Raw genomic sequence first — 26,690 nt, 5'->3', positions numbered from 1 at the left:
GCACTGGGAAAGGCGGAATGACTTGCAGACCAAAACTGTTGACAAGATCAAGTGGGGACCGGATGAACTGCAGCGCGCAATCGATGCTGCGGGCGTTGCGCTTTGGTCCTGGCATGTAGATACCAACGAATTTGCGATGGATGACACAGGTTACGAAATGTGGCATCTTGAGAAGGGAGACTTCCTGAGCTTCAGCCAGCTTTCGGAGAGAATACATCCTGCTGACAAGGACCGCGTTTGGGCAGCTTTCAATTCCACACGCGCTGTTCTTGGTCCCTACGAGATTGATTTTCGCACGCTGGTGAATGGCGACGTTCGCTGGATCTCTGCGCGAGGCCGCGGCAACGACGAGGGAATTCGTGGTCGCCAGATGATGGGCATTTTCCTCGATGTGACGGGGCGCAAGCAAGCGCAGGAAAGCAGCGAACTTCTCGCGGGAGAAATGGGCCACCGCGTTCAAAACTTGCTCGCGATCGCTACTGGCCTCACTCAGATCACCTCCCGTTCTTCGAAGTCCGTCGAGGACATGGCAGGGCAGTTGACAACAAGGCTCACGGCGCTCGGAAGGGCGCACGCTTTGGTACGCCCCACGCTAAGTGGGAAGAACGAAGCCGCGCTCTTGGGCGACCTGTTGACGGTACTTCTTGCTCCTTATGACGATAAGGGAGCCTTCTCAGGGCGCATCCGTGTTGCCGTGCCGCGCGTTGCCGTCGGCGAAAGAGCGGCTGCCGGATTGGCTCTGGTCGTACATGAACTCGCGACCAACGCGCTCAAGTATGGAGCTCTTTCATCTCAATTTGGCCTGCTCGACGTTTCTGGATATCTTACTGGGGATTTGGTCAGAATTGTCTGGACTGAACAGGGAGGTCCAGCCCTGCAAGCCAACGCGAAAAAGAGGGGCTACGGCACCCAGCTCATCCTGCAGACCATCGGCGGACAGTTTGGAGGCACCGTCGACTACGATTGGGACAAGCAGGGCCTGATCGTCACGATCGTCGTCAAAGTCGGAACGCTCTCCGACTGAACCTGGTCGGCACGGCTAGTGCGAGCCTAAGTGCCACCTGGAAGCCTCCACCTGCTGGGCTTCAGGACCCTGTCGTTGCCCAGCTCAGCAGACGACAACGCGTTGGACATGCTTGAAGTTTTTACATCAGCGACCGGCCTGCAGCACTGTGCATTGGAACCACCTTGGATACCCGCGTGTTACTCTCTCTGCAAAAAGGAGACCATCATGGCTAACAAAGATCACGTTGAAGGCGGTTCGAAGGATCTCAGCGGGAAGGTCAAGGAAGCGGCTGGCAAGCTCACTGGCGACTCCAAACTTCAAGGCGAGGGCAAGGCTGACCAGGTCGAAGGCAAAGCCCAGAAGGCCTTTGGTGACGTCAAGGACGCGCTGAAAGGCAAGTAAGACGCCCATCCATTTAGAAGAAGCCCGGACACTCGTCCGGGCTTTTTCATTTCCGAATGACCGCAGATCTACCGCGCCGTTTGGCGCGACCCGGCCCTTGGTGCGACTGCATCGCTGTCCGCGAGGGATCGGCCCCGGACCTGGCGCAGTTACTTGTTCAACCTCTCGCGGAGCTGCTCTCGCATCATCGGCAGAAGAGCGTCCATTCCGTCTCTATCCGATGGGTCGCTCATCCGCGATCTCAGTTCCCTCGCCATCTGTTCAGCTTCCTCGAGATGTGTCTCGCGAGGCAAGCTGATCCCGGCCGAAGCGTACTCTTGGCTAACAGCAGAACCGCAGATCACCCGGACACGGCTGCCTCGGCGAAAGGCTTCCCTCTGGCCCTGCGGCGAGGAACGATACCAGGTGCGCCTATTCAGAGCTGCTAGTCTACGGGCAAGTTTGTCGGAAATATGATCTGCATCGGCAATGCCGGTGGTGCAGATTGGGCAATTACCTGATCGAGCATCGCTTCAAGCAGGGTCTGGGTCCTCTGGGTGAGCACGGCCATCATGACACCCTCCTGTAGCATCCGCCGGGTGTCCGGACCGTAACCATGGCCTACCAGGCGCACCTTTCCGGCGCGACCAGTCCGGCGTAAGGCCATGCCGATCCCATCGGACGAACCCCCGACGTTGTAGATCCCGCAAAGATCCGGGTAATTCTCCAGAAGCGCCAACGTCAACTTCATGTTGATCATCGGATCGTCCTGACCCTCGATGGTGCCCGCAAAGGTCAGTTGCGGATGATCGCGCTGGATCAGTTCCTGGAAACCCAGTTCCCGTTCAACATGGGCGCGAAAGTGCCGCGTCGCCGCGATGACCGCCAGCTTGCCACCCCCGGCGGGGGCGGTGCTCGCCAGAAGGAAGGCGGCGGTGCGCCCCGCCGCCAGATTGTCTATCCCGATATAGCCGCGTCGGCGCGAGCCGGTAATGTCGCTGATCAGCGTCAACACCAGCTTGCCCTGCTCCACCAGAGCGTCGACCTCGTCGCGCACATCGGGATGGTCGACCCCGAAGAAGGCGATCGCGTCGGATTTGCTTCCCAGCCGCCGCAGGCTGCGCGCCATCTGCCCCGGGTCCATCGCGTCGGTCAGATAGCTGTGGATCCGCACGCCCCTGTCCCGCACTTGGGCCCAAAGACGCAGATCGCGGTTCAATGCCTGCAGAAACGGATTAGCGCTGCTGGGCAACACCACCGTCAGGCGCTGCCGGTCGGGCCGCGCAAGCCGGGCAAGCTCCGCCTCGGGCAGATAGCGATATTCGGCGGTCGCCCGCAGTACTCGGTCGGCAGTCGCAGGGCGGACATTGGGACGGCCATGCAGCACGCGGTCGACTGTGGCTTCCGACACCCCCGCCAAGCGGGCGATCTCGCGAATACCGGGACGCTCGGTCGTCATCCATCAAAACCCATCAAGAAGCCATGATTGACCTCATATGGTCACTCTCTAGAGTTCCGGTCAATGACGCGGGCAGGGAGGCCCGCTCTGATCAAGGCAAATGGGAGGAGACCATGATGAGATCGACCGGCCTTTCGCGCCGTGGCCTGCTGGCCGCCGGTGGCGCTGCCCTTCTGGCAACCCCTTTCCTCGGCAAGGGAGTCAGCGCCGCGACCACGCTGCGTTACGGGCACATGCACACGCCCAATTCCATCGCCGGAGCACAGGCCGAGTGGTTCGCCGCCGCAGTTGCGGAAAAGACCGGCGGCGAGATCAGCATCCAGATCTTCCCGAACTCGCAGCTCGGCAAGCTGCAGGAACTGGCGGAGGCAGTCTCGACAGGTTCGATCGCCTTCTCGCACAACACCGCGGGGGCCATCGGCTCGCTTTACGAGCCCTTTGCAGCTTTCGACACGCCATATCTTTATCGCGACATCGAGCACTTGATGCAGGTGATGGATGCCAAGAGCCCGGTGATGGAAGAACTGAACCAGGGACTGATCGAGGCGTCGGGCACCCGCGCGCTTTATGCCTTCTACTTCGGCACGCGGAACCTCACGGCGGACCGCGAGGTGAAGACGCCCGCCGATCTGGCTGGGGTGAAGATCCGCTCGATTCCCTTCCCGATCTACATGGCGACTGTTGAAGGTCTGGGTGCCGTTCCGGTGCCGGTAGACTGGGCCGAGGTGCCGACAGCGCTGGCGACGGGCGTCGTGAACGGGCAGGAAAATCCGATGAACGTGCTGGTCACGGCCAAGCTCTACGAGGTGCAAAGCCACGTGATGCTAACCCAGCACATCATGGCGGCGCAGGTCGTGATGATGAACGACGATGTCTGGAACGGCCTGTCCGACGCACACAAGGAAGCCGTCTCGGCTGCCGCGGTCGAGACCCGGGCCCGCGCCTCGGAAGAGATGCTGGCGGCCGAGGCGACCGATCTCGGGGCCCTGCGCGGCCATGGCATGGTCGTGGTGGACGAGGCCGCCGGGCTGGACATGGCGGCCTTCCGCGACAGCGTGAAGGCACGCGTCTCGCAGGAGTTCGATGCGCAGTGGGGCGAGCTCTACGCCAAAATTGCGGCCACCGCCTAACCATGACCGATGCGTTCCAACCACCGACAGCGCCCGCCCCACCGCGGGCGCTGGATCTGCTGACGCGGGGACTGTTCGCGGTCGCCACCTTCCTGATGCTGCTGATCGTTGTTCTGATCGTGGCGCAGGTCGCCGCGCGCAACATCTGGAACATCGGCCTTCCTTGGGCCGAGGAACTGTCGCGGTTTGCCGGGGTCTTTGCGGTTTATTTCACTGCACCGCTTCTCGCGCTGCAAGGGCAGCATGTGGCCGTCGATGTCTTCACCAACCTGATGCCGCGCCTGCCCCGCACCATCTGCAGTGTCCTTGCCGAGCTTTCCGTGCTGGCCTTCTCGGCCCTGACCATCTGGGGTGGCTGCCTGTATCTGCAGCGCGCGTGGAAGTTCAAGACGCCCGCGCTCGGGATGCAGAACATCTGGCTGTTCGGACCGGTGATGATCTGCTTTGCCATCCTCGCAGTCATCTCCCTTTGGCGCACTACGGCCATCCTGCGTGCCGGAAAGGGCAAGTCGTGACCCTAACCCTTCTTCTGGCTTTCGCCGTCCTTCTGGTGATCGGTGCGCCCATTGCCGTGGCCCTCGGCCTTTCCTCGGCCATTGCCATCCTCGTCCACGACCTGCCGACGACCGTGCTGCTGCAGCGCGCCGTGAACTCCGTCGACAGCTCGCCGCTGCTGGCCGTGCCGATGTTTATCATGGCCGCATCGCTGTTGAGCGTTACCGGGGTCACGACCTACATGTTCGATCTCGTGCGGATGATCGTTGGGCGGGTCCGGGGCGGCATGGCGCACGTGAACGTGCTGCTCTCGCTTGTCTTCGCCGGCATGTCCGGCGCGGCGCTCGCCGACATCGGCGCGCTCGGCGGCATGCAGGTGCGCGAGATGGAGAAGCAGGGCTATACCCGCCGCTTCGCTGCCGGGCTGACCATCGCGTCGGCCACCATCGGTCCGATCTTTCCGCCATCGATCCCGCTGATCATCTTTGCCGCCGCCGCCGAGGTCTCACCGGTGAAGCTGCTGCTTGCGGGTATCGTGCCCGCCCTTATCCTTGCTGCCATGCTGATGGGTTATATTGCCCTGATCGCCCGGCGGCAGAACTTGCCACGCGATGATGTCTCTCCCAGCTTGCCTGCGTTTGCGCGCCTGTCGCTGATCTCGCTTCCCGCGCTCCTCACGCCGGTGCTGCTCATCGGCGGGCTGCTGTCGGGCTACTTCGGCCCCACCGAGGCGGCGGGCATCACGGTGGCCTATGCCATCCTCATCGGCTTCTTTATCTATCGCACGCTCACGCTTCGCACCTTGATCGCCTCGGCGCGCGAGACGGTGCTGTCGACGGCCAACATCCTCTTCGTGGTGGCGGCGGCGGCGATCTTCGCTTGGGTGCTGACAATGGATCAGGTGCCGATGAAGGCTAGCGAATGGCTGCTCGGCATCTCCGACAACCCGCTGGTGCTGCTCCTGATCCTAAACGCGGTGCTGCTTGTGGCGGGGATGTTTCTCGAATCCATCGCCGCCATCCTCATCATCGCCCCCATTGTCACTCCCGCATTGATCGCCGCCGGAGCGCCACCCGAGCAGATCGGCGTCGTCATGGTGCTGAACCTTATGATCGGCTTGCTGACGCCCCCCGTCGGCATGAGCCTCTACATGATGTCGATCACCGTGAAGATGCCCTTTGCCGAGGTCGTCCGCGGTGTGGCACCGTTCTTCGTCCCGCTGTTCCTGGCGCTTGCGCTGATCACCGTCTTCCCGGGCCTCACCGCCTGGCTGCCCACCTATCTTATGGAGTAATCTGATGAGCCGCTTTCTTGGCCCGATCCGCCAGCTTGGCTTCGTCGTCCCCGATATCGAGGGCGCGATGCGGCACTGGTCGGAGGTGATGGGCGTCGGCCCCTTCTTCTACAACCCCCGCGTGCCGATTGAGGAATACACCTTCGACGGCCAGCGCTATGAACCGCACAATTCAGTCGCGCTGGCCAATGCCGGCTACATTCAGGTTGAGCTGATCCAGTGCCGCAACGACGTGCCCTCCTGTTACAAGGAGTTCACAGACGCGGGTCATTCGGGTCTGCAGCACACCGCCTACTGGACCGAGGACTATGACCGCGATCTGGCGGTCATGCAGGCCGAGGGGTTCCGCGTCAGGATGTCGGGCTGTGTCGGCGAGAACGGGCGCTTCGCCTATTTCGACCGAGAGACGCATCCGGGCACCTGCATCGAACTGTCGGAGGTGAAGGGCCCGAAGGGGCGGATGTTCGACATGATCCGCGCCGCCTCCGAAGGATGGAACGGCAGGGACGGCGTCCGTCCCTTCCCTGATCTGTCGAAGATCTAACGATGATCCGCGCAACCTATATCGTCGAGACCCCTTGCCCCATCGCCGAGGTGGCGGCGATGATGGCGGGCGAACAAAGCGCCGGCACCTTCATGCGGGTGGAGGGCGAAACCGACGCCTTGCGCGCCCGGTTCGGTGCAGTTGTCGTCTCGAGCGAAGAGACCGGGCGCTCCGAAGGACCGACCCTGCGCTCGGCCTGGGCAGAGCGGAGGGGGTTCTCCGGCCCCCGCGGCGTCTACCGGGTTGTTATCGACTACCCCGAGGACAATGTGGGGGTGAACCTTCCCACGCTCGCCGCCGTTGTGGCGGGCAATCTCTACGATCTGGGCGAGGTGACGGGGCTGAAGCTGATCGACGTGGACGTGACGCCCGGCTATCGCGAGCGCTACGACCTACCGGCGATGGGCGTCGCCGGCACCCGCGCCTCGGTGGACGTGCAGGGACGACCCCTGTTCGGCACGATCCTCAAGCCCAACATCGGCCTCTCGCCCGACGAGATCGCGGCGCTGGTCGACCGACTCTGCGCCGCAGGGGCGGATTTCATCAAGGACGACGAGATCGCGGGCACCCATCCGCACGCACCGGTCGACGCCCGCATCCGCGCGGTGATGCCGGTGCTGCGGCGGCACCGCGACCGGACCGGCAAACTGGTCATGGTCGCCTTCAACATCACCGATGAGACTGACGCCATGCGGCGCCACGCCGACCTGTTGGCCGCCGAGGGTGGCAGCTGCGCCATGGTTTCGCTGAACTGGGTCGGATTGTCCGCGGTGCAGACACTGCGGCGGCACACGCCGCTGGCGATCCATGGCCACCGCAACGGCTTTGGCGGCATGGGGCGACATCCGCTGCTCGGGATGGGGGTGCGGGCATACCAGACGCTCTACCGTCTGGCGGGCATCGACCACATGCATGTGCATGGCATGGGCGGAAAATTCTCCGACCTCGACGAGGATGTGACGGAGGCCGCGCGTCATTGCCTGCAGCCGTTGGCTGCGGGCGACGACCGGGTGATGCCGATCGTCTCCTCCGGCCAATGGGCGGGGACGCTGCCGCACACCCTGCGCCAGATCGGCTCTGACGATCTGATGTTCCTCTGCGGCGGTGGCATAATGGCCCATCCCGGCGGCCCGGCCGCGGGGCTCGAGAGCTTGCGGCAGGCGCATGATGCGGTGCGCGAGGGCGTGCCGCTGGTGCAGGCGGCAAGTACCCGACCGGCGTTGGCAGCGGCGCTGGCGACCTTTGACAGCAAGGGCTGATACGGGTGGCTTACATCTTCGTCGCGGATGATTTCACCGGTGCTTCCGATACGCTGGCGACACTGGCACGGGGCGGGCTGCGCACAAGGTTGTTCCGCGATCTGCCTCCGCCGGACGATCTGGACGGGTTGGACGCTTGGGGAATTGCAACTCATGCCCGCTCACTTGGCCGGGCAGACATGGCTGCGCTCGCCGCCCGGCTTGGTGCAGGGTTGACGGCCCTGGCACCGGAGTTCCTGCATGTGAAGATCTGCTCGACCTTCGACAGCGGTCCGGAGGTTGGCAACGTGGCGCTTCTGGCGCAGGGGCTTGCCGACGCGCTCGGTGCGGATTTGGCGGTTCTGGGCGGTCAGCCATCGCTGGGGCGGTACGCAGTATTCGGAACGCTCTTCGCCCGCGGCCCGGATGGCGCGATCCACCGGATTGACCGGCACCCGGTCATGTCTGTCCATCCGGTCACGCCGATGCATGAGGCCGACTTAATCCAGCACCTTGCGGCGCTCGGCCTGAACGGGCTCCATCACCTAAGACGCGGGCAGCGCGGGCATGAATTTCCCCGTTTCTATGATGTTCTTGACCAAGCGGATGTCGTTGCCGCTGGGATTGATCTGGGTGCAGCCAAACGGTCCCTCCTCGTGATGGGGGCCTCCTCTGTCGCTGAGGCTTGGCTGGCAACGCAGCCGCAGCGCCCGCCTGCCGCCCTAACGCGAACCAGGCCGACAGGAGCGATGTTCGCCTTTGCGGGCTCGAGATCGTCGTTGACCATGGCTCAGGTCGGCGCGGCCCATGGGCTGGCGCGTCTGCCCTTGGCACCTGCGGATCTGATGGGCGACGGGTTGGAAGTCGAGCAAGCATTCGCTTGGGCTGTGGAGCGGCTCGAGCGCGGGCAGGACTGCATCGTCTATCTGACCGCGGACCACGCGGATGGCGTCTCTCCGGCCGACCTTGCCCAAAAAGGCGCTGCGTTCGTTGCCCGCGTCCTAGCTGCCGCACCGCTGGGCGGACTGCTCGTTGCAGGGGGCGACACGTCCAGCGCTATTGTCAACGCGTTGGCACCAGCCTGGCTCGATTATGCGGGAGACCTTTGTGCAGGCGTTCCGATCCTGCGGGCGCAGATCGGCGGCGTCGGGCTTACCATGGCGCTTAAAGGCGGACAGATGGGAGGGCAGGACTTCTTTGCGAAAGCGGTCGCTGTCATTCGCAGGGGGTGACGACGGAGGCCACGACGTTCACGACTGGCCGTACGCTTAATCTCGTCGATCGAAGACAGCCTTAACGAACCGTCCATATGCATTTTCCACAGGCTCGAAAGCCTAGCTCAGGGAGGGCCAATTTTCAGGGGGGCTGACCCCTTAGGTTTCAGGTGCCGACGAATACACGCTTTCTTGCCCCCTCAATGTGAGCGCGCATGGCGAGGCGAGCCGCATCCGGATCGCCAGCCATTATCGTCTCCAGAATCAGCTTGTGTTCAGTGTAAACAATGGGAGTGCGCCCCCTGTTTGAATGAGCAAGAGTCCGAGCGATCTTCGTTCCAACGTGAAGCGCGGCCGCCGCTGCCTTGACCGCAGAATAATAGTAGTTGTTTTCAGTGGCGTTAGCGACTGCAACGTGGAAATCAATATCATCCTCGGCAGTGATGTCTGCAGAACTTTCTAATGCTGCGCCCATCATCTCGACGATCACTGCTATCTCATTAATCTTTGCGCGAGATTGCCGCTGGGCGGCAAGGTAGGCAGATTCGCCTTCTACACCAACTCGAAACTCGTAACATCTTTGAAGGTCAGCAATGCTGCCGGGCGCGGCAAACTCAATCACCGAACGGCTGGGAGCACTGATGACGCGCGTTCCAGCCCCCTGCCTGCTCTCAATCAGACCATCAATCCGGAGCCGAAGCATGGCCTCACGAACAACCGGGCGGGACACGCCGAACCTCCCCGCGAGATCCACCTCCGTAGGCAATCTGGCACCCACAGGCCATCGGCCGGCGCTGATCGCTTCATAGATTTGCTCATAAACGCGGTCGCTTAGCGATCCGGTTAAAGTCTTGGCGCGGTCGATCTGTTCAGACATGGCGTCTACTCTCTACTCCGATGATCCCGTCCAGTTCGACTTTTCATTGCATCCGCGAGCTCGGGAGACAAGAGCCCAAGCAGGCATTATTGGTAATATCATGTCGAAGTTAGTAAGACCATTGACATGTGCAACTGGGTGAGACTACTAAGGTTTGAGACTGGAGGGTCCTCAAAAATCGCCTCGCCGCACGCGCATCTATATCTACGGCATTTTTGGTAATGGTTAGGCTTTGGGCAGCGCGACACCGGCGACGCCTTTCGGGCTTCGAAAAAGGCAAGAACAGAACCTCACTGCCGCACAGTGCTGCGGAGGAATCAATGATGCCCAGGCACATCGTCGATGCTGGAGAAGCGCATATCGACTTGGTTTCCTGACCGGCTCGCAAGGGAGAATGACCATGACTTTTGCGGAATACCGCAAGGTGCTGCACGGCATATCTGGCGTGCATGTTACAGCCTATGACGTCGACGGCGAAATTGAGCCGACTTTAACTGGTCGTATTGTGGCGAGTATCGCTATCGCGGGCATCCATAATGTCGTTTCCGGGGGCAATACAGGCGAATTTTACAGCCTGACCGCCAACGAAGTCATCCGTCTGCAGAGTATCGCAATCGAGGCAACCGCAGGTCGGGCTGCAGTCACGGCTGCCGCCGGTCGATCGGTTCGCGAGGCGAAGCTCGCAGCAAAGGCAGCAAAAGCGTCTGGAGCAGATGGGCTGATGGTGCATCATCCTCTCGATCCCTTTGCCGCACCCCATGCGCAGATCGATTACTTTCTGGCAATCGCGGATAGTGTGGAGCTGCCTGTTGTGGCCTATATCCGCTCCGATACCATTCCGCTCGATGACATGGTCCGTCTTGCAACCGCGCCGAATATTGCCGGTGTAAAATTTGCCTCCACCAACACGATGATGTTTGCTGACTGCGTACGGGCGACGAAGGGGACCGACGCAATCTGGATCTGCGGCCTCGCCGAAAGCTGGGCGGCCCCATTCTATGCCTTGGGCGGGCGCGGGTTTACATCGGGACTTGTCAACGTCGATCCAGCCCGATCGATGGCTGTCTGGCGTGCGTTGGAGGCAGGCGACTTCGTGTCGGCGCGCCGCGTGATCGATAGCATCGCCGAATTCGAGACGATGCGCACGCAGCACCGCAATGGAGCGAATGTCACGGTCGTTAAAGAGGCCCTGCAATTGCAGGGCAAGCCAGTGGGCCCCGTGCGTCTGCCCGGGCTGATGTCCCTTGCGCCGACGGACCGGCGGAGGCTGCAGCAAATCCTGCATGATTGGACGACCGACAAGGTCGCCTGAGCGCTGACTTGCGGCATCGGGAGGGTGCCGCAGGACCAACAAGATCCAGAGGAGGAAGTATCAATGAAATCGAATTTCTCGCGTCGTCGCTTCATCGCAGGGGCTGGCGTGGCCGCTGGTGCAGGCCTTGTGTTACCGCATGGCGTTTTCGCTCAAGCTGCAAAGCTCCCGTCATCGCCATTGGCGCTCAACGTGATCGACGCCGCGGGCAACCTTGCTCTGACACAGCCAATCTTCGACAATTTCGCAGCAGCGCATCCCGAATTGGTTTCACGCTTTACCTTCAACAAGGCGCCGTCGCCCGAGCTTCCCGGCAAGATCAAGGCTCAACAGCGCGCCAGCCGCGTCGACATCGACATGGTTATCATTGGGCCGGATGCTCTTTCTGCCGGTTTGGCAGACGATATCTGGACCGACATCATTGGAATGCCCGACAACGTCCTGCCGGATCTCGAGCAAACCTATCTTGATCCTGCCTTCCGTATGCAAGGCCTGTCACAAGGCCGCGGCGTCGTGATCTCCTACTACCCGTCCGGGCCTCTGCTTGAGTACATGCCCGACAAGGTGAAGACAGTGCCAAAGACGGCCGAGGAACTTTTGGCATGGGCGAAGGAGAATACCAACAAGTTCGTCTATGCGCGGCCGGCAAACTCCGGGCCGGGCCGGACCTTCCTCATGGGACTGCCCTACCTCTTGGGCGACAGCGATCCGAAAGACCCGGCGAAGGGCTGGGACAAGACATGGGCCTATCTGAAAGAGTTGCATCAGCACGTCGAATACTATCCGGCAGGCACCGGGGCTCTGATGAAGGAACTCGGCGAAGGCACACGCGACATGACGGTCACCACCACGGGCTGGGATATCAATCCCCGCGCTTTGGGTGTGGTGCAGAAGGAAGCGGCGGTTGCGAAGCTGGACGGTTTCCACTGGGTGTGTGACGCACACTACTTCGCCATTCCCAAGGGTGTCTCCGAGGAACGCATTGCCGTCCTGATGGAGTTGATCAAGTTTGCGCTTCGGCCCGATCAGCAGGCTTATTCATACGACCAAGGTTACTTCTATCCTGGTCCTGCGGTGAAGAATGTCACACTCGACATGGCGCCGCAGGCCAGCCAGGACGTGATCGCAGAATACGGGCGTCCCGAATATGACGACTGGATCGCAAACCACCCGATTGAACTGCCTCTTGAGCCCGAAGCCCTTGTGACTGCCTTCCGTCGCTGGGACGAGGACGTCGCGGCGAGCTGACCCGGATAGGATCCCGCCACTATGCCAATGGCGGGAGCCCTTCAGCAGGGCGCGTGACGTGCCTTCCGATCCAACCTCACTTCCAGCAGAAGCTGCCCATGGGCCGCTCATTAACGGAACACGCCCCGATGCCGCTTGCCTCATCGACTTTTACCGAACTTCGACTTGATCGGCTCAGCCGGTCGTTCGGCGCGTTCAACGCTCTCAACAATATTAGCCTCACCATCCGGAAAGGTGAGTTCATCGCGCTTCTCGGACCGTCGGGGTGCGGAAAGTCCACGGCGCTCAACTGTATCGCCGGATTGCTTGGCACCTCCGGGGGCGGCATCTACATCGATGACAAGCGCATTGACCAGCTAAAACCCGAAGACCGCGGCTTTGGTATGGTGTTCCAAAACTACGCGCTTTTCCCGCATATGACGGTCCGCGAGAACGTAGGCTTCGGCCTGAAGATGCGTGGTCTGCCGAAGGACGAGATCGTGCGCCGCGCCGATGCGGCACTGGCTCTTGTGCGTCTGACCGGACAGGGGGAAAAGCTTCCGGGCCAACTGTCGGGCGGTCAGCAACAACGCGTGGCCATTGCCCGGGCGATCGTCATCGAACCTCCGCTGGTTTTGATGGACGAGCCATTGTCGAACCTCGATGCGAAGCTCCGGCTTGAGATGCGAGCCGAAATCCGTCGCATTCACAATCAGCTGGGCGCCACCACCATCTACGTGACCCATGATCAGGACGAGGCCTTGTCGCTCGCCGACCGCATTGTCGTCCTGCGCGACGGCAGCATCCGGCAGGTCGGCACACCTGTCGAGCTTTACGAAAGCCCAGACTATCTCGATGTCGCGGAGTTCATGGGCTACCGGAACAAGGTGGCGGGCAAGGTCATCCGGACAGAGAATGGCGTGGCCACCATCGCAGTCGGCACGGCCGAACTTTCTGGCACCGCTCAAGATACCTTGAACGTCGGTGACGACGCCTTGCTGGCTGCCCGTGGTGATGATGTTGTTGCAGGCATTGAGGGTCCCAACACGGTATCGGCCCTTGTGGAAACCATCGAATACCGGGGCCGCGAACACGTCGGAACAGCTAGAACCGACAGCGGGATGGAGATGATCTTCCACAGCGTCACCAATGTAGGGCTTGGCAGCCGCATCGCCCTCGTAATCGACCCTGCACGCGCGCTTGTCTTTGCCGGACGGGGGTGACGGCATGAACATTTCCGACCGTCCCAATTTGCGTCATCGGCTTGCCAACAATGGTATAGACGGCGTGACGCTGATGATCCTACCCGGGCTTCTGTTCATCCTGGCGGTATTCATTTACCCGTTTTTTTATGGCCTCATGCTGTCTTTCAATCCGATCGAAGGCGGTGGCGCACTCGCCAACTATACCAAGTTCTTCTCGGATCCGTATCTATACAAAACGATCGGCGCGACGCTCTGGCTTGCAATCCCCGTGACATTGCTGAGCGTCTTGCTCGCCGTCCCCATAGCGATGAGGGTGAGGCTGATGGAACGCCAACGCCTGCTGACCACCATCCTCGTGCTGCCCGTCACTTTGGGCACGGTGCTGGTGGCAGAGGGCCTGCTGAACTATCTCGGACCACAGGGCTGGTTCAGTCGATCACTGATGGCCTTTGGGATCGTCGACTCGCCGCTGAAGCTGACAAACAACTACTGGGGCGTTCTGGTGTCTCTAGTGATCACGGTCTTTCCGTTCACCTTCCTTCTCTCGTTGTCCTACGTCACGGGGATTGATCCCGCCCTGGAGCGCGCGGCTGCCACACATGGGGCCTCCAGTTGGCAGCGATTTCGCTATGTGATGATGCCGCTTCTGGTTCCCGGCCTTGTTGTCGCATCCTGCCTGACCTTCGTTCAGGCCTTTGCGGTGTTTCCCTCGGCGGTGCTTCTGGGCGCACCGTCCGGGCCGACCCGAGTGATTTCCATCGCCGCCGCGCAGGCGGCATTCGAGCAATACGACGACTCAATGGCCTCGGCGATTGCGATGATCATGGCGGCGGTGCAACTGCTGGTAGTCGTCTCACTCTTGGGGGTCCGTTCACTGTTCTACCGCGGTTCGACCGCGGGTGGGAAAGGCTGAGATCATGATCCGCGATACATCCGTCCTGTCGAAACTCTGGATCACGCTGGTCTGGGCCGTCACGGGCTTCTTTGTTCTGAACGTGCTGGCCGTCATTGCCGTTGTCGTGGTGTCCTCCTTCGGGACACGGTGGCTGGGCACGTGGCTGCCCGACGGGTTGACGACCAAATGGTACTTGGCCGCCTGGAAGGAGTTTCAGCTCGATCAGGTTCTGGTCGTCACTTTCCAGATCGTGTTCACCGTCGTGATCCTGTCCGGCCTTCTCGGAATCACTGCGGCCTATGCCATGGCGCGCCGCGACTTTCCGGGCAAGAAGTTCGTGCTGCTGATCTTCCTGCTCCCGCTCCTCGTGCCGCCGATCACCTTCGGCATCCCCCTGGCGACAGTGCTTTACAAGATCGGTGTGGGTGGCACGTTCTGGGGGGTCGTCCTAGCCAATCTGGTGCCGACCGTGCCGTTCGTCATCTTGGTGATGATCCCCTTCATCGAGCAGATCGACCCTAAGGTCGAAGCGGCGGCCCGCGTGTTCGGGGCGGGAACGTTCAAACTCTTCCGTTTCGTGCTGCTGCCAATGCTGATCCCGGGCATTCTCGCCTCGATGCTGCTCGTTCTCGTGCGCACGGTCGCCATGTTCGAGTTGACCTTTCTGACAGCGGGACCGACAAGCCAGACCCTCGTGGTTTCGCTTTACTACTCCGTGTTTGCGGCTGGCGTTCGCTCCGTTCAGTCCATCGACGCCATGGCGGTGATTTACATGGCGACATCGCTCGTCTGGCTGCTGATCGCCCTGCGTTTCGTGAACCCCACGCAAATTGTGGCCCGCAGCAAACCATCCTCGGGGCATTGACACGGCGAGGCCCGGAGCCCGGGCCATCCTCATCGCAGATCCAGACTTCGCTGGGAACCTTACGGACGACAAATGAAAATCACCGCGATCGAGACCATCCAGCTTCCGCATCTGAACAACATCCTCTGGGTGCGAGTATATACGGATGAGGGCATCACCGGCCTCGGAGAGACTTTCCGCGGCGCCAATGCTGTCGCAACCTACATCCACAGTGACATTGCGCCCCAACTGATCGGACAGAACCCACTGGACATCGACCGACTGTCAAAGTTGCTGCTCGAGCCGTATGTCGGCTTTCGGTCGTCCGGGGTCGAGATCCGCGCTGCCTCGGCAATCGACATCGCCTTGTGGGATATCCTGGGCAAGGTCACCCACCAACCGATCCATCAGCTGTTGGGTGGCCTCTCTCGTCCGGCCATCCGCACCTACAATACCTGCGCGGGCTATACCTACAACAAGGCAGGCGCGCGGCGCTACATCGGCGACAGTGACACTGCTGCCGAGGGGCCCTACGAGGATCAATTGGCCTTCCATCGCGATGCGGGTGCGCTGGCCGAAAGCCTGCTGTCCGAAGGCATTACCGCGATGAAGATCTGGCCGTTCGACCCCTTCGCGGTGGCGAGCGGCGGCAACTTCATTCATGCAAATGATCTCGACAAGGCGCTTCTTCCGTTCCGTCAAATCCGTGATGCGGTCGGCGACAGAATGGAGGTGATGGTGGAGCTGCATTCGATGTGGGATCTGACCTCGGCTCTGACAATCGCTCGGGGCCTTCGCCAGTTCGATCCATTCTGGGCGGAAGACCCCATCAAGATGATGAACCCAGCGGCGCTGGCGGTCTATGCGCAGCGTTCGGGCATTCCCGTATGCGCCAGCGAGACTATGGCCACGCGCGCTCAGTTCCTCGACGTCCTGCGCGCCGATGCGACGGATTATGTCATGCTGGACATTTCCTGGTGCGGGGGGCTGAGCGAAGCCAAGAAGATTGCCACAATGGCCGAGGCATTTCAGCGTCCTGTCGCACCGCATGACTGTACCGGGCCGGTCGTGTTTGCGGCCTCCATCCACCTGTCCCTGAACTTGCCAAATGCCGTCTTTCAGGAGTCCGTCCGGGCCTACTACACATCTTGGTATCGAGACCTCGTGACAGTCATGCCGCGCATTGAAGATGGCCTTATCTATCCGTTTGCCGGCGTCGGACTCGGGCTGGAGCTCAGCGACTTCGTCTTGAACCATCCGGAGGTGATCCGCCGCAAAACGGCGTCGCAGGGATGATGGATTTTCGCTGCATCGCCGATCTCCAGGCGGAGGTCCTGGAAAGCCCCCTTTGGGATTCACGACGGGGGACCCTCTTTTGCTGTGATATCCCAGGATGTGAACTTCTGGAGGTCAGCCCGAGCATCGGCATTCTGCGCCGATGGACCTTTGGGTCGTCGGTCGTGTCACTGGGCCTGTGCGAAAGCGGAAGGCTCGTCGTCGCCCTGGCGCGGGAGGTCATCCACTTTGATCCGGAAACCGGCGCAAAGTCCGCCCTCTTCGCCGCTAAGGATGAGCCTGCAACCAGCCGCCTCAACGATGGCAAAGTGGGAGCCGACGGCTGTTTCTGGGTTGGCAGCATGGACATGCGCAGCCCGCCCCGCCCCAGCAGCCGTCTCTACCGCATCGACGCAAAGGGCGGTGCACGGATTGAAGCGGAGGGTTTCATCGTGTCGAACGGGCTTGCGTGGTCGCCAGATGGTCGGCGCATGTATCATTCGGATTCTCGCGGGCCTTGGATCGACAGCTATGCTTTTGACCAAGGGAGCGGCAACTTGTCAGACCGGATGCGTTTCCGAGAACTTACCGATGCAGAGGGCCGCCCTGATGGCGGTGCCTGCGACTCCGAAGGCAATTACTGGAGCGCAGGCGTCTCCGCGGGGGTGCTCAACCGCTTCTCGCCAGATGGCATGCTGTGCGAGATCATTCGCCTGCCGGTGCCCGCGCCAACTATGCCGTGCTTCTGCGGGCCTGACCTGAATCAGATCGCGGTCACCTCACACCGGATGATTTCGTCAGAGGGCCTTTTGGGTGCACCTTTTTCCGGCGGGCTTTTCCTTGCTGAGGCACCCGTTCCAGGCGCGCCCGTTATGCGAATGAAGGGCTGCTGACATGGGCCAACTTCCCATCTTGATCACGGGCGCATCTGGCAACTTGGGCAGCATTGTGTCCAAGAGGCTGGCGGCGCTCGGGTATAAACTGCGCTTGAGTGACATCGCTCCGTTTCCGGGCATGCCGCCGGAGGGTGCCACCTTCGTCACCGCCGACCTCGCCGACCGGGTGGCCGTTTCCGGTTTGTGTGAAGGATGCCGGAGTATCGTGCACTTTGGTGGGATCAACGGTGAGCAGCCATTTGACGTCGTGCTGCCCGCCAACATCATCGGCGTGACTAACATATTCGCCGCAGCGCTTGATCGCCGTCTACGTGTGGTCTACGCCAGTTCAAACCACGCGATCGGCTTCTATCCACGTGGTGAGATCATCACCGCGGCCGCGCCATTTCGCCCAGATGGCCACTATGGAATTTCAAAAGCCTATGGAGAACTGCTGGCACGCATGATGTTCGACAAGCACGGTCTTGAAAGCGTCAGTCTTCGTATCGGATCATGCCTACCCACGCCAACCGAAGATCGGCATTTGTCAACATGGTTGTCCTACGACGATCTGATCCAGCTTGTGGTGGCTTCGCTTGAGGCCCCGAAGACCGACTTTTCTGTCGTGTGGGGAGTGTCAGCAAACAAAGACCGCTGGTGGCACGGAGATGACGCGGCGCGTATCGGCTACCTTCCCCAAGATGACGCTTCGATCTTCGCGCCCTTGCCAACGGATCCGGACCCCATCGCCAACCTTTTCCAAGGGGCCGTCTTCTGCGCGCTTGGATATTCCCGCTCCCACCGAGAGGATTGAACCCTGCCCCTCACCCTTGCATGTGGCCCGTACGAGCTGCGAATATCGCCAGAGCAAGGCGCAACCCTTCTTTCGGCCAAATGGTGCCGACCCGGTTCCCCTGCAACTGAGCCTGCCGTTGCTCTCCTGTCGCCCCTGGATCCTGGCTTTTCAGCGTTTGACGGCGGTTGCTTCGTCATGGCGCCCTTTGCCAATCGGATCAGGCAGGGGCGGTTCAACTTTGCCGGGCGCGATATTAACTTACCAGTGAACCGGCCGGATGAAGGGATGGCCATACACGGCTTTTCAAGAGATCGGGCCTGGAGTGTGTTGGCCCAGAACAAGTCGTCGGCCTTGCTTCGAGACGAGTTCTCCAACGCTAACAACCCGTACAGCTATGAGATCACTCTGTCGGTGACCGTAACGGTTCGGGGCATCTCTTTGATGCTGTCTTTGCGTAACACGGGTTCGGCCCCCCTGCCTTTCGGGTTCGGTTTCCACCCTTGGTTTCGGAAGACTCCGCTCGCTAAGCTGACATTTGCGGCAGACGGTTACTTCGGGAGGGGTGCCGACGGCCTGCCCCTACTCCCGCTTCGCCTCGGATCGGAGTTTAACCCAGGAACTCAGACTGTGCTCTCTGGCATGCCTTGGCTCGACCGCTGTTATTCCGGCTGGGATCAGATCGCGCAGATCAGCTATCCAGAGGATGACATCACCGTCTCCATCAGATGTGACGGAGAGCTGCGCCTTTTGCATGTCTATGTGCCGGACCGGCGGGATGTCATTTGCGCCGAGCCGGTCAGCCATGTTCCAGATGCACACAACAGACCTGCGCTCTACCCGTTTGGCGGGCTCCAAGTCCTCAGATCTCAGTGCGAGATGGCGGGGAGCATGTTGTTATCCGCGTCCCCTTTAGACCCCATGATCGCGGTGTGACCTGAGTGGATTGGTGGTCTCTCCCGGGAGCTCTCCTTCGGGTTGCGCCAGATGGGCTGGCGCAGAGCCTCAAGAACGGGGGAGAGACCGCATGCAGTATAGCATTTTCATCGGGCTGGATGTCCACAAGCCGACGATCTCGGTGGCTGTTGCGCAAGGAAAGCGCGGTGGCAAGTTAAGGCACTGGAGCACGATCCCGCACCCGCCCGATCACGTCCGCAGGCTTGCCGAGAAGCTGGGGTGCGACGGGCGACGGCTCCATTTCTGCTGCGAGGCGGGGCCTTGCAGCTATCCGCTTCATCGCCAGCTGACCGAACTCGGACATGGTTGCATGGTTATCGCGCCCTCGCTCATCCCGGTGAACGCGGGCAACCGGGTGAAGCCGACTGGCGCGACGCGACCATGCTGGCGAAGCTGCATCGAGCAGGCGAACTGACAGCGGTCTGGGTGCACCCCGGGGCGGCGGAATGCCAGTTGATGAACCTCGCGTTCGCCAATTGTCCCTCACTCGCCGAGAAATCCCTTCTCTCGAAGATGATCCGTAAGCAATTTCTCGACGAGCGAAGTCAGGGATCGCTGATCTGCAGATGCAGCCTTCTCGGCGGCCTCTTTCAAGGAAGGCGCTATACGCAGATTGACCTGCGCGGTCTTGTTCTCTCGCATAATGTATAGAAATCCTCTTTACATTCTAATTCAGATCTTCTATACGTCATCTATACACTTTGTTCGGTCCCCGCCAGTGGTTGCGACACCAGCGAGGACCTCCACCGCAACCCGATCTAATGAGGAGATCAAATCATGGCTGCAATCACCCCTATCACCCTAGCTGGCGGCATCAAGGCACAGCGTTCCGAACCCCCGCGGACGCGCCCGGCCTGCACCGCTTCGCCCGTCTTCACGGCTTTCACTGCGCTGTCGAACGCGTTGGCGGAAGCCCGCGCCGCGGAAGAGCTACGCGCGAGCCCCGCCGTCTGGGAACTGGCTTTGGGTGATCTCGACGTAGCCGCCGAGGACGCGGTGAATGACGCCATCGAGGCTGCCCGCACCGCTGGCGATGCGCCGATCGTCCTCGCATCAGATCGCCGGCTCGTTTTCGCAGCGCGTTTTTTCTATTGCGCACTCGGTATGGAGCACGCACCGGATCGGGACAACGTCTTGCACTTCATTTACTCGAACAGCCGACTGTGGGGAGCAGACGGCGGCGGGCCTACCGCGCGGCGGGCAGAGGCGCTCATGAAGCTCGCGACCGAACGGCTGCTCGCTCTGATGGATCTGCAGGATGAGCGTGCGTCCGAAGAGACGCTCGGCTTCTAGAATGGCAGCGACAAATTGCCCCCGTCTGCCCGGAGCACGTCGATCAGATCCGCATACTTGTCGTGGCCGTGATTATCAGCCCATCATCCACTGACCAACACCGGCTCCGCCCTCTTGGGCGGGCCTGCCGCGGCAACCCGCCACCTCGCGGCTTCCGCGTAGGCCTCATCGATCTCGATTCCGATACCGTTCCAGCCGGCCATCCTCGCCGCGACGAGCGTAGTGCCGGAGCCCAGGAACGGATCGAGCACCAGCCCCTTCTCACCGTGCATGCCAAGGCAGCGCAGAGGCACACCGACGGGGAACGCCGCCGGATGGCCGTGCCTGCCGGCTTTGCTCCGGATCGTTTCGTAGGGGATATGCCAACTGTTTCCGCCGCAGCGGCGGTCTCGTCCTTGCTTCCATCGGCTTACGTTGGACTTGTCCTGGTAGGGCACCCCGATCGCCAGGCGATCGATCACGGCATCGCCGCGCTTCGTGAAATGGTAGATCTCCTCATTGGTCCGGTTCAAGAATCTGGAACTGTTGATGGGCTTGAAATGCCCCCGCGTCGTCTTGCCGTCGATCGAGATCGATTTCACCCAGGTGATGCGGTTCTGAAGGGTCAGGTGCTGCCGGAACCGGTCCGCAACATCCGCGGCGATCCACGGGTCCGTGCTGGTTGAGGCGAGGTTCAGGAACAGGCTGCCCTTGTCGGTCAAAACCTTGGAGATCTGCTGGGCGACGTCGTCCATCCACTGCAGGTAGAGGTCCCGGGGCTGCTTGTCATTATAGCTGCGGTAGGCGACCCCGCAATTGTAGGGGGGAGAGGTGACCACGGCGTCGATGCTGCCGGCCGGCATGGCGCGCAGGATGTCCAGACAGTCGCCGACGATGACGCTCTGCGCGGTCTGCTCTTGGTCCGGCAGCGGTGCGCGCCCGGTAGACACAGCAGTCTCGGCGGCAGCAATGGGTGCGCCAGACTGGAAACGGGGATCGAGGATAGTCATGTCGGTGCTCGTGTTGTTGTTGACCGACACCCATTATAGGGGCGCAAACGCGGCTGAGAACAAGCCCCGCTCCGTTGTCCACATGTTTGGCGTTTCTCGCCGCAGCCGCGATCAGGTCCGGACCAGACAACACTGCGACGGCACCCCCCAAGGATCCGCTTCGGTCGACCCGCGTGGAGGCTCCTGCCGGGCGCTGACGTCATGGGTCCGTCGGTGACGATGAACGACCCTCCCCTGCGCAGGCCGTTGGACCTGTTGGACGTTGGACGCGTTTGCCCCCGCCTATCTGGAGCGTCGGCGGTTGCCTGGTGCGGCTTCTGCGGCGCATAGGGGCACACGACCGGCGAAACGGCTTGGACAAGGGGCAGTCGACTACATCAAAATTGCTGCCCCAATCACTTGCAACTGCTTGATCATGCCGCCCCGGCCTTCAGGGCCTTCCAGTGATCTGGCAGCAGGTCTGGCAGGCTCGCCGCAAGGGCATGTTTGGCAGCTGGCCGAGGACATCTGCAAAACAATCCACGCGGGCGCTGTCGCCGAGATGGTGTTCGCTGCACCATTTTGGCGCGTTTGCATTGTAAATAACCAGGCTCAGAATGACCGCGCCCAAGTTCATCACCGCACAGTGGCGCCACCCCACCTGCTGGCAGGACGCCCTGTCACTTAAGGGAACCGCGGGTTTATCAACGCGCCAGCACGGGTCACCGTCGACCCGCCTCCTGCAGGGCGCCCTGGTCGATGCGGTAGAGGCGGGGTCGCCGGATCAACAGGCTGGCGGGCATCTTGCATTGCAGCAGACGCTGCTCGCCGCCGGGTCTGAGGATGCCGCGCGCGTTGAGCATCGTGATCGTGTCGCGGCAGCCGGTCAGCTCTTTCTCCAGGATGTGCGGCAGCAGATAGTAGAACTGCTTGTCCTTCCAGCCGATCCTGCCGTCTGTGGCCGGGTCTTGCTCCGTCAAGATCAGGTCGGCAGGCATGAAGTCGACAAGACGATCCTGGCGCTGATCGAGCCATGCGGAGAAGGCGGTGACAAGATCGGGCCGCTGCTCGGGAGCGTGACGGGGCGCTCCATGCCAGATCGCCGTGATCTCGATGACAGCTTGGGCCACCGCCCCGGAGGGCCAAGGCAGCAATCCGAGGTCAATAGCCTCTTCGCCGATGGCAACGACAAAAGCGAAGCGCTCGATCATGCGCCGGACGGCAGCCATGTTCTCGCCCGGTCGAGGCGCGAGCCGGGACAGGAGCCGCTCGGTTTCCGCATGATGCCGCTTCCGGATCTCCTTCGCGATGGCGTCGTGGCGGTTGACCAGAGTTTGCAGGAAGGCGGGAAGCAGCTGCCCATGATGCCGTGTCATTGCAGCGGAAAGGGCGCGGGCAAACTCGCCAGCGTCGGAATGCCCATGGAGCTCGTCGACGAGGCCGTGTCGCCAGGATTCGGCCGGGATATCCGCCAGCCGGGTGGAGAGCGCCTCCGGCAAGCTCCTGCGCTTGCGCTGCAGGACCGTCTCGGTCGCAAGCTCGGAGGTCGACAAGATGATCTGCGACGGGTCGCCGAGCCGCAGATCAGGCAGGCCCCGCGCTGAATCCTGGCGCAGATCGTCCGCCATGGATTGAAGCCGGTCGAGCAGCGGCTTGCCGGGATCCTGGGGAAGCGCATCAAGCACCAGCAACCCTTCCGTGCTCTTCGGGACGGTCCCGGGTTTTTCTTGTGCAACCGATGTCCACGGACGGACGCCATTCGGGTGATCACTGCAGCTGAGGGCCAGTTCCAGCAGGAGGCTTTTGCCGATAGTTGAGTTTCCGTGGAAGTTGAACCCTGCAAACCTGAAGCCCGAGAGACGCAGGATCGGCCCTGCGAGGGCGCAGCAGATGGCGAAGATCATCGAGGGATTTCCGAAGGCCAAGCAGGCGACCTCGTTCCGCCAGCCGGAGAGGCTTCCGGCCTTCCGGCAGGTCTTCGGGTTGGGACGAGCATGCACGACAAGGGGAGCATCCGAAGCCGGGGCGATAAGAGCGCCGTCGGCGCGAAGAAATGCAGGAGGGGCATCGGGCAGATCGAACCATCCAGCCTCGTCGCTGCGCCAAGCCCGCGGCGCGTGGCGCCAGCTCTTCAAAAGCGACATGATGCCGGTCTTGCCGGAGAAGCACTGCAGACCGAGGCTGATCAGCCTGTTGTAGAGCGCCGCTCCGCTGCCATGGATCTCGGCCATCTCGACGAAGAGCACATGCGGGCAATCATCCCGGTCGAGGATCCGCACTTCCGCTGACCAGCCAGACTGGTCGGGGCGACGCGCCAGACAGCTGACCTGGATCGGGCCGCAGATGGGTTCGCCCTGTTCGGTGTAGATGGTCCGGCTGTTGGCGTCGAGCTGATAGCCCTCGGGTAGTGCACGTGACAGATGAAGCAGGAAGGCTTCAACATCGAAGCCCTGCGCATCGCTTCCGGCTCCGAGCGGCGCTGCCCCCACCTCCAGGTCAGCACCCTCCGGTCCCGGGAACTCGGGCAAGTGAGTGGCAGTGTCCTTCATTGTGCTTGCTTCCTTCCCGGACAGATTTTCTGGTTTGACTGTTGGACGAGTTGGACTGTTGGACCGAGGCTGAGGGGGCAATCCTGATCGGAAGCAGGCGGGCATGGTCATAACTCCGGTCCGGACTCAGATGTGGTCGGCTCATCGCGCGGGGGCATGGACGGGGGAGCCTCCCTGCAACGAGCGTCTGGAACAGCATCTTTCGCGACGTCGTCAAAGAATCTCTCGACCTCTGCGGCATCGCGCAGGTGAATGAGTTTGTGCGAGGCATGGAGATCTCGCAGATGCCGCCGCATCCGTTCTGAAAGCGATCCCTCGGCGATCAGCACGAGAGCGTCGGGAAAACGCGCGGCAACCTTCAGCGCGGCATCGCCGTCTCGCAGCAGAAACACCTGATCGTTCCTGCCGCGCCCCAAGCGAACAAAGGCGAGCTCGCCACCGGAGATCTGCCTGATCCTGCTGCCATCGGGCTGGGGGACGAGCCGGTCGAACCCCAGCACCCCCGCCTCCGGATCGCGGCGCGGCAGCAGCCAACTTCCGTCGGCAAGGCACCAGTCGTTGCTATCCGGACTGTCGTCGGAGCCATCCCTCTTCGCCGCATTCTGCGCAGCGCGCCATTGCTGCCGGGCCCAGGTGTGATCGCCGCAGGGCGGCGGCACGGCAATCCCGACGTCGTTCATCTGGGCCGCCCGGCTGACATGCCGGAAGCGCGCAGCATGACCATCATGGGATCCGTCGATCTGCTCTGGAACCCCGAGCCCATGCTCTGCAAGGATCGGCAGCGGCATGCGCTCGCGCAGTGTTTGCATCCCGACGGTTTGATCCAGCGCCAGAGCTTTCCGGAACGCCTTGCGCAGGGGACGGGCGAGACTGCGGATCTTCTGCCGGAGCCGCCCACGTGCTTCCTGGTGGTCTGTCCGCAATCTCTCCAGCGCATCACGCCGCTCCTGCCGACGATGAGCATATTTCTGTCGCGCGGCGGCCCTCGCTGTCATCTCTGACAACGTCCCATCTGCGGTCGGCTCAAACGCCCCGAGCCGCGCAACCATACGGTGGAGACCGAAGGCGCTGCCCAGCTGCCCTGCTGGCATGAAGGCCTTGCTGCTCACCTCCTCGATCCGTGCGCCGCCGCCGTGGCGCAGATAGCGCAGCCCCTTCGCCAGCAGCGCAACATGCACCTGTGGCCAGCTTCTTGCCCGCTCAATGTTCTCGCGCAATCTCGCGATCAGACGGGGCGGAAGGCGGTCACGCAGGGGGTGCTGTTTCTCACGTCGCTCGAGCCCACGAACCCCACGCGGATCGGGACGCAGCCCCGCGGCGCGGCTCTCGCGCTTGTGCTGCCAATGCGCCTTCGGCATCGGCAGCAGCTGCACCTCTGCCGCATCTTCCGATCCGACCAAGCCGCACTGGAAGCGGCCGCGATCCGGCGGCCAGCCAAACAACAGTTCCACCCGGCGGCAAGCCAGTTCCAGACGCGCAAAGTCATGACTGTCAGAGAGCACAACGCCGCTCAGTGGATGCACACGATTGATCAGGGCATGCAGGTGGATGTTGGTTCGGTTGCGATGCACGGCGAGCACGCATTGATGCTCCGCGGCGCCGAAAATCTGCAGCACCTCGATACCGGCGGCCAGCACTTCGGCATTCGCTGGCGTCTCGCCATCGCCCCAGGTCAGCACAAGATGATAGTCCGGACAGCGCAACCGCGGCCGCAGCCCGGCGGTCGCCGCCATCTGAAACCCGGCATCGCGCCAACCGCCCGCGAGGTTCCGCGTCACGATCGCACCCAGTGCCCCGTCGGCACCCTTGCAGATATAGCCGATGCGCCGCTTGAACTGCGCCCCAATGCCGGAGCTTCCGCGTTTGCTTCTGATCGCTTTAGCCAGCATCGCTGCTCCCTTGGACAAACCTCAGCTGCAGGGCCACAAGCAACGTCGAGCGCGTGCGGCACTGCTCGGCGGCCTCCAGCAGACCTTCGCGCTCAAGGGCCTCCGCCGCACTGGCAAGGCAGTCGCCAATCACAGCCAGATGACCGATGATTACCGCGTGGTCGCGCGGCATCAGAACATCTTCAAGAGCCCGCTCGCGCAGATAGCCGGCAATGCCCGAACAGCATGCCCGGCGCGCAGCCTCCTTAATCTGTTGGCGCTCGTGGGGGGTGACACGGACCGAGATGATCTTGGTCCGCTGGCGCCGTTCTGAGCGCGGTTTGCTTTCGACGACGGCTCCCTCCCGCACCTCAGTCATTCTGCATGGTCTGCGTTGGGGAGCGCGGAAGAGGATGCCGCCGGATCAGCCATAGGCGCCACAGAGGGAACATCAGGCGACGGCGATGCCAGCCTCTGCTTGGCACCCGCCTTCCGAACAGAAGTCCTCGCGTTTTCCTTTTCCTTCTCCGTGGCGATCTTCTTGAGATAGCCGCGCAGGGTGCCGGGCTTCACCGCCACCCCGTATCCGGCCAGCATCTCGGCAAGATCTTCGTAGCTGTAGCCCAAGGTGTCACGCGCGTGCCTCAGGTCGGCCGCCATCGCGTCGATGGCCTGATGCGCGGTGAATTCCAGCTTGGGTTTTGCGGCAAGGGTGGCAATGGCGCGGCGCGCCTCTTCAAGCCGCGCGAGCGTGACTTTTCCGGATTTCTGCATTCTGTCGGTCCTCGATTTTGCGATCCGACTCCTTCAGTAAGACCGGGTCCCGAAAATCGAAAATCGGGAACCGCAAGATTCGTCGTGCAGAGGCATCCATGCGCAACGCGAGGTCGCGCGTCGTTTGCTTCAGGCACCAGAGGAAATAGGATCAGGACACCTGCGCCACGATCAGCACAGGCTACCGCTTGAAATGCGAAGGCAGACAGCAGGGTAT

26 protein-coding genes are annotated in these 26,690 nt (G+C 61.8%); 19 read left to right on the top strand and 7 right to left on the bottom strand.

Features of this window, described 5'->3' with window-relative positions; translation table 11 throughout:
* The first annotated feature begins 22 nt into the window (after positions 1 to 22).
* Both AC3A5Z_RS21360 and AC3A5Z_RS21355 read left to right on the top strand, forming a co-directional pair.
* A complete protein-coding gene (locus tag AC3A5Z_RS21360; protein ID WP_487521292.1) occupies positions 23 to 1,024 on the top strand; it encodes a sensor histidine kinase in 1,002 nt (333 codons plus the stop codon).
* A 207-nt stretch (positions 1,025 to 1,231) separates the two neighbouring features.
* Positions 1,232 to 1,408: a CsbD family protein gene (locus tag AC3A5Z_RS21355; RefSeq protein ID WP_487521291.1), complete on the top strand. Its 177-nt coding sequence runs from the start codon at positions 1,232 to 1,234 to the stop codon at positions 1,406 to 1,408.
* Positions 1,409 to 1,832: 424 nt separating this feature from the next.
* Here AC3A5Z_RS21355 and AC3A5Z_RS21350 read toward each other — a convergent pair whose 3' ends face one another.
* The gene (locus AC3A5Z_RS21350; protein ID WP_487521290.1) at positions 1,833 to 2,846 is read right to left on the bottom strand and encodes a LacI family DNA-binding transcriptional regulator; all 1,014 of its coding nucleotides are present in this window, start codon (positions 2,844 to 2,846) and stop codon (positions 1,833 to 1,835) included.
* A gap of 113 nt (positions 2,847 to 2,959) precedes the next feature.
* Between AC3A5Z_RS21350 and AC3A5Z_RS21345 the strand changes: the two genes are divergently transcribed.
* The 6 genes from AC3A5Z_RS21345 to AC3A5Z_RS21320 are packed head-to-tail and all read left to right on the top strand — an operon-like array spanning position 2,960 to position 8,779.
* Positions 2,960 to 3,976: a TRAP transporter substrate-binding protein gene (locus AC3A5Z_RS21345; protein ID WP_487521289.1), complete on the top strand. Its 1,017-nt coding sequence runs from the start codon at positions 2,960 to 2,962 to the stop codon at positions 3,974 to 3,976.
* 2 nt (positions 3,977 to 3,978) lie between these two features.
* Positions 3,979 to 4,491 (top strand): TRAP transporter small permease, encoded by a 513-nt coding sequence (locus AC3A5Z_RS21340; protein ID WP_487521288.1) that lies wholly within the window; start codon positions 3,979 to 3,981, stop codon positions 4,489 to 4,491.
* On the top strand, positions 4,488 to 5,765 hold the full coding sequence (locus AC3A5Z_RS21335; protein ID WP_487521287.1) for a TRAP transporter large permease: 1,278 nt from the start codon (positions 4,488 to 4,490) through the stop codon (positions 5,763 to 5,765). The genes AC3A5Z_RS21340 and AC3A5Z_RS21335 overlap by 4 nt, the downstream gene beginning before the upstream one ends.
* Positions 5,766 to 5,769: 4 nt before the next feature.
* The gene (locus tag AC3A5Z_RS21330; RefSeq protein WP_487521286.1) at positions 5,770 to 6,309 is read left to right on the top strand and encodes a VOC family protein; all 540 of its coding nucleotides are present in this window, start codon (positions 5,770 to 5,772) and stop codon (positions 6,307 to 6,309) included.
* Positions 6,310 to 6,311: 2 nt separating this feature from the next.
* Positions 6,312 to 7,568, top strand: a complete 1,257-nt coding sequence (locus AC3A5Z_RS21325) for a RuBisCO large subunit C-terminal-like domain-containing protein (protein WP_487521285.1) — start codon at positions 6,312 to 6,314, stop codon at positions 7,566 to 7,568.
* 5 nt (positions 7,569 to 7,573) lie between these two features.
* Entirely contained in the window at positions 7,574 to 8,779 is a 1,206-nt protein-coding gene (locus AC3A5Z_RS21320; protein ID WP_487521284.1) for a four-carbon acid sugar kinase family protein, read from the top strand.
* A 148-nt stretch (positions 8,780 to 8,927) separates the two neighbouring features.
* Here the strand turns inward: AC3A5Z_RS21320 and AC3A5Z_RS21315 are convergent, their stop codons facing one another.
* A complete protein-coding gene (locus AC3A5Z_RS21315; protein ID WP_487521283.1) occupies positions 8,928 to 9,638 on the bottom strand; it encodes a FadR/GntR family transcriptional regulator in 711 nt (236 codons plus the stop codon).
* A gap of 400 nt (positions 9,639 to 10,038) precedes the next feature.
* On the opposite strand from AC3A5Z_RS21315, the gene AC3A5Z_RS21310 reads away from it, so the two are divergent.
* The 11 genes from AC3A5Z_RS21310 to AC3A5Z_RS21260 all read left to right on the top strand — a co-directional run bounded on the left by AC3A5Z_RS21310 (position 10,039) and on the right by AC3A5Z_RS21260 (position 20,314).
* On the top strand, positions 10,039 to 10,950 hold the full coding sequence (locus AC3A5Z_RS21310) for a dihydrodipicolinate synthase family protein (protein WP_487521282.1): 912 nt from the start codon (positions 10,039 to 10,041) through the stop codon (positions 10,948 to 10,950).
* Positions 10,951 to 11,013: 63 nt separating this feature from the next.
* The gene (locus AC3A5Z_RS21305; RefSeq protein ID WP_487521281.1) at positions 11,014 to 12,198 is read left to right on the top strand and encodes an extracellular solute-binding protein; all 1,185 of its coding nucleotides are present in this window, start codon (positions 11,014 to 11,016) and stop codon (positions 12,196 to 12,198) included.
* A 128-nt stretch (positions 12,199 to 12,326) separates the two neighbouring features.
* Complete coding sequence (locus AC3A5Z_RS21300) at positions 12,327 to 13,400, top strand: ABC transporter ATP-binding protein (protein WP_487521280.1); 1,074 nt, start codon at positions 12,327 to 12,329, stop codon at positions 13,398 to 13,400.
* Positions 13,401 to 13,404: 4 nt separating this feature from the next.
* Positions 13,405 to 14,295 carry an ABC transporter permease gene (locus AC3A5Z_RS21295; RefSeq protein WP_487521279.1) on the top strand — a complete coding sequence of 297 codons (891 nt, stop codon included), beginning with the start codon at positions 13,405 to 13,407 and terminating at the stop codon, positions 14,293 to 14,295.
* A 4-nt stretch (positions 14,296 to 14,299) separates the two neighbouring features.
* Positions 14,300 to 15,142 (top strand): ABC transporter permease, encoded by an 843-nt coding sequence (locus AC3A5Z_RS21290; protein WP_487521278.1) that lies wholly within the window; start codon positions 14,300 to 14,302, stop codon positions 15,140 to 15,142.
* A 72-nt stretch (positions 15,143 to 15,214) separates the two neighbouring features.
* Complete coding sequence (locus AC3A5Z_RS21285) at positions 15,215 to 16,417, top strand: mandelate racemase/muconate lactonizing enzyme family protein (RefSeq protein WP_487521277.1); 1,203 nt, start codon at positions 15,215 to 15,217, stop codon at positions 16,415 to 16,417.
* Positions 16,414 to 17,289 (top strand): SMP-30/gluconolactonase/LRE family protein, encoded by an 876-nt coding sequence (locus tag AC3A5Z_RS21280; RefSeq protein ID WP_487521276.1) that lies wholly within the window; start codon positions 16,414 to 16,416, stop codon positions 17,287 to 17,289. Before AC3A5Z_RS21285 ends, AC3A5Z_RS21280 begins: the two co-directional genes overlap by 4 nt.
* Position 17,290: 1 nt before the next feature.
* Positions 17,291 to 18,085 (top strand): NAD-dependent epimerase/dehydratase family protein, encoded by a 795-nt coding sequence (locus AC3A5Z_RS21275; protein ID WP_487521275.1) that lies wholly within the window; start codon positions 17,291 to 17,293, stop codon positions 18,083 to 18,085.
* Between the two features lie 3 nt (positions 18,086 to 18,088).
* Complete coding sequence (locus AC3A5Z_RS21270; protein WP_487521307.1) at positions 18,089 to 19,000, top strand: aldose epimerase family protein; 912 nt, start codon at positions 18,089 to 18,091, stop codon at positions 18,998 to 19,000.
* A 91-nt stretch (positions 19,001 to 19,091) separates the two neighbouring features.
* Entirely contained in the window at positions 19,092 to 19,436 is a 345-nt protein-coding gene (locus AC3A5Z_RS21265) for a hypothetical protein (RefSeq protein ID WP_487521274.1), read from the top strand.
* A 362-nt stretch (positions 19,437 to 19,798) separates the two neighbouring features.
* The gene (locus AC3A5Z_RS21260; RefSeq protein WP_487521273.1) at positions 19,799 to 20,314 is read left to right on the top strand and encodes a hypothetical protein; all 516 of its coding nucleotides are present in this window, start codon (positions 19,799 to 19,801) and stop codon (positions 20,312 to 20,314) included.
* Between the two features lie 83 nt (positions 20,315 to 20,397).
* On the opposite strand, the gene AC3A5Z_RS21255 is transcribed toward AC3A5Z_RS21260, so the two are convergent.
* The 5 genes from AC3A5Z_RS21255 to AC3A5Z_RS21235 form a co-directional block, all read right to left on the bottom strand.
* Positions 20,398 to 21,303, bottom strand: a complete 906-nt coding sequence (locus AC3A5Z_RS21255) for a DNA-methyltransferase (protein ID WP_487521272.1) — start codon at positions 21,301 to 21,303, stop codon at positions 20,398 to 20,400.
* A gap of 701 nt (positions 21,304 to 22,004) precedes the next feature.
* Positions 22,005 to 23,831 carry a DUF927 domain-containing protein gene (locus AC3A5Z_RS21250; protein WP_487521271.1) on the bottom strand — a complete coding sequence of 609 codons (1,827 nt, stop codon included), beginning with the start codon at positions 23,829 to 23,831 and terminating at the stop codon, positions 22,005 to 22,007.
* 107 nt (positions 23,832 to 23,938) lie between these two features.
* The gene (locus tag AC3A5Z_RS21245; RefSeq protein WP_487521270.1) at positions 23,939 to 25,720 is read right to left on the bottom strand and encodes a relaxase/mobilization nuclease domain-containing protein; all 1,782 of its coding nucleotides are present in this window, start codon (positions 25,718 to 25,720) and stop codon (positions 23,939 to 23,941) included.
* Positions 25,710 to 26,078: a plasmid mobilization protein gene (locus tag AC3A5Z_RS21240; RefSeq protein ID WP_487521269.1), complete on the bottom strand. Its 369-nt coding sequence runs from the start codon at positions 26,076 to 26,078 to the stop codon at positions 25,710 to 25,712. The genes AC3A5Z_RS21245 and AC3A5Z_RS21240 overlap by 11 nt, the downstream gene beginning before the upstream one ends.
* On the bottom strand, positions 26,075 to 26,473 hold the full coding sequence (locus tag AC3A5Z_RS21235) for a hypothetical protein (protein ID WP_487521268.1): 399 nt from the start codon (positions 26,471 to 26,473) through the stop codon (positions 26,075 to 26,077). Before AC3A5Z_RS21235 ends, AC3A5Z_RS21240 begins: the two co-directional genes overlap by 4 nt.
* Positions 26,474 to 26,690 lie beyond the last annotated feature (217 nt).

The sequence above is a fragment of the Cereibacter sp. Soil_C_27 genome (genome assembly GCF_057657095.1).
The sequence above is the reverse complement of the archived record's forward strand: the minus strand, read 5'-3'. Positions and strand labels throughout refer to the sequence as shown.

Bases quoted from the DNA above. Each gene is read 5' to 3' on its own strand.
- AC3A5Z_RS21355 (WP_487521291.1), top strand. From the start codon at position 1,232: ATGGCTAACAAAGATCACGTTGAAGGCGGTTCGAAGGATCTCAGCGGG.
- AC3A5Z_RS21350 (WP_487521290.1), bottom strand. From the start codon at position 2,846: ATGACGACCGAGCGTCCCGGTATTCGCGAGATCGCCCGCTTGGCGGGG.
- AC3A5Z_RS21345 (WP_487521289.1), top strand. From the start codon at position 2,960: ATGATGAGATCGACCGGCCTTTCGCGCCGTGGCCTGCTGGCCGCCGGT.
- AC3A5Z_RS21340 (WP_487521288.1), top strand. From the start codon at position 3,979: ATGACCGATGCGTTCCAACCACCGACAGCGCCCGCCCCACCGCGGGCG.
- AC3A5Z_RS21330 (WP_487521286.1), top strand. From the start codon at position 5,770: ATGAGCCGCTTTCTTGGCCCGATCCGCCAGCTTGGCTTCGTCGTCCCC.
- AC3A5Z_RS21325 (WP_487521285.1), top strand. From the start codon at position 6,312: ATGATCCGCGCAACCTATATCGTCGAGACCCCTTGCCCCATCGCCGAG.
- AC3A5Z_RS21315 (WP_487521283.1), bottom strand. From the start codon at position 9,638: ATGTCTGAACAGATCGACCGCGCCAAGACTTTAACCGGATCGCTAAGC.
- AC3A5Z_RS21310 (WP_487521282.1), top strand. From the start codon at position 10,039: ATGACTTTTGCGGAATACCGCAAGGTGCTGCACGGCATATCTGGCGTG.
- AC3A5Z_RS21305 (WP_487521281.1), top strand. From the start codon at position 11,014: ATGAAATCGAATTTCTCGCGTCGTCGCTTCATCGCAGGGGCTGGCGTG.
- AC3A5Z_RS21300 (WP_487521280.1), top strand. From the start codon at position 12,327: ATGCCGCTTGCCTCATCGACTTTTACCGAACTTCGACTTGATCGGCTC.
- AC3A5Z_RS21295 (WP_487521279.1), top strand. From the start codon at position 13,405: ATGAACATTTCCGACCGTCCCAATTTGCGTCATCGGCTTGCCAACAAT.
- AC3A5Z_RS21290 (WP_487521278.1), top strand. From the start codon at position 14,300: ATGATCCGCGATACATCCGTCCTGTCGAAACTCTGGATCACGCTGGTC.
- AC3A5Z_RS21285 (WP_487521277.1), top strand. From the start codon at position 15,215: ATGAAAATCACCGCGATCGAGACCATCCAGCTTCCGCATCTGAACAAC.
- AC3A5Z_RS21280 (WP_487521276.1), top strand. From the start codon at position 16,414: ATGATGGATTTTCGCTGCATCGCCGATCTCCAGGCGGAGGTCCTGGAA.
- AC3A5Z_RS21275 (WP_487521275.1), top strand. From the start codon at position 17,291: ATGGGCCAACTTCCCATCTTGATCACGGGCGCATCTGGCAACTTGGGC.
- AC3A5Z_RS21265 (WP_487521274.1), top strand. From the start codon at position 19,092: ATGCAGTATAGCATTTTCATCGGGCTGGATGTCCACAAGCCGACGATC.
- AC3A5Z_RS21260 (WP_487521273.1), top strand. From the start codon at position 19,799: ATGGCTGCAATCACCCCTATCACCCTAGCTGGCGGCATCAAGGCACAG.
- AC3A5Z_RS21255 (WP_487521272.1), bottom strand. From the start codon at position 21,303: ATGACTATCCTCGATCCCCGTTTCCAGTCTGGCGCACCCATTGCTGCC.
- AC3A5Z_RS21250 (WP_487521271.1), bottom strand. From the start codon at position 23,831: ATGAAGGACACTGCCACTCACTTGCCCGAGTTCCCGGGACCGGAGGGT.
- AC3A5Z_RS21245 (WP_487521270.1), bottom strand. From the start codon at position 25,720: ATGCTGGCTAAAGCGATCAGAAGCAAACGCGGAAGCTCCGGCATTGGG.
- AC3A5Z_RS21240 (WP_487521269.1), bottom strand. From the start codon at position 26,078: ATGACTGAGGTGCGGGAGGGAGCCGTCGTCGAAAGCAAACCGCGCTCA.
- AC3A5Z_RS21235 (WP_487521268.1), bottom strand. From the start codon at position 26,473: ATGCAGAAATCCGGAAAAGTCACGCTCGCGCGGCTTGAAGAGGCGCGC.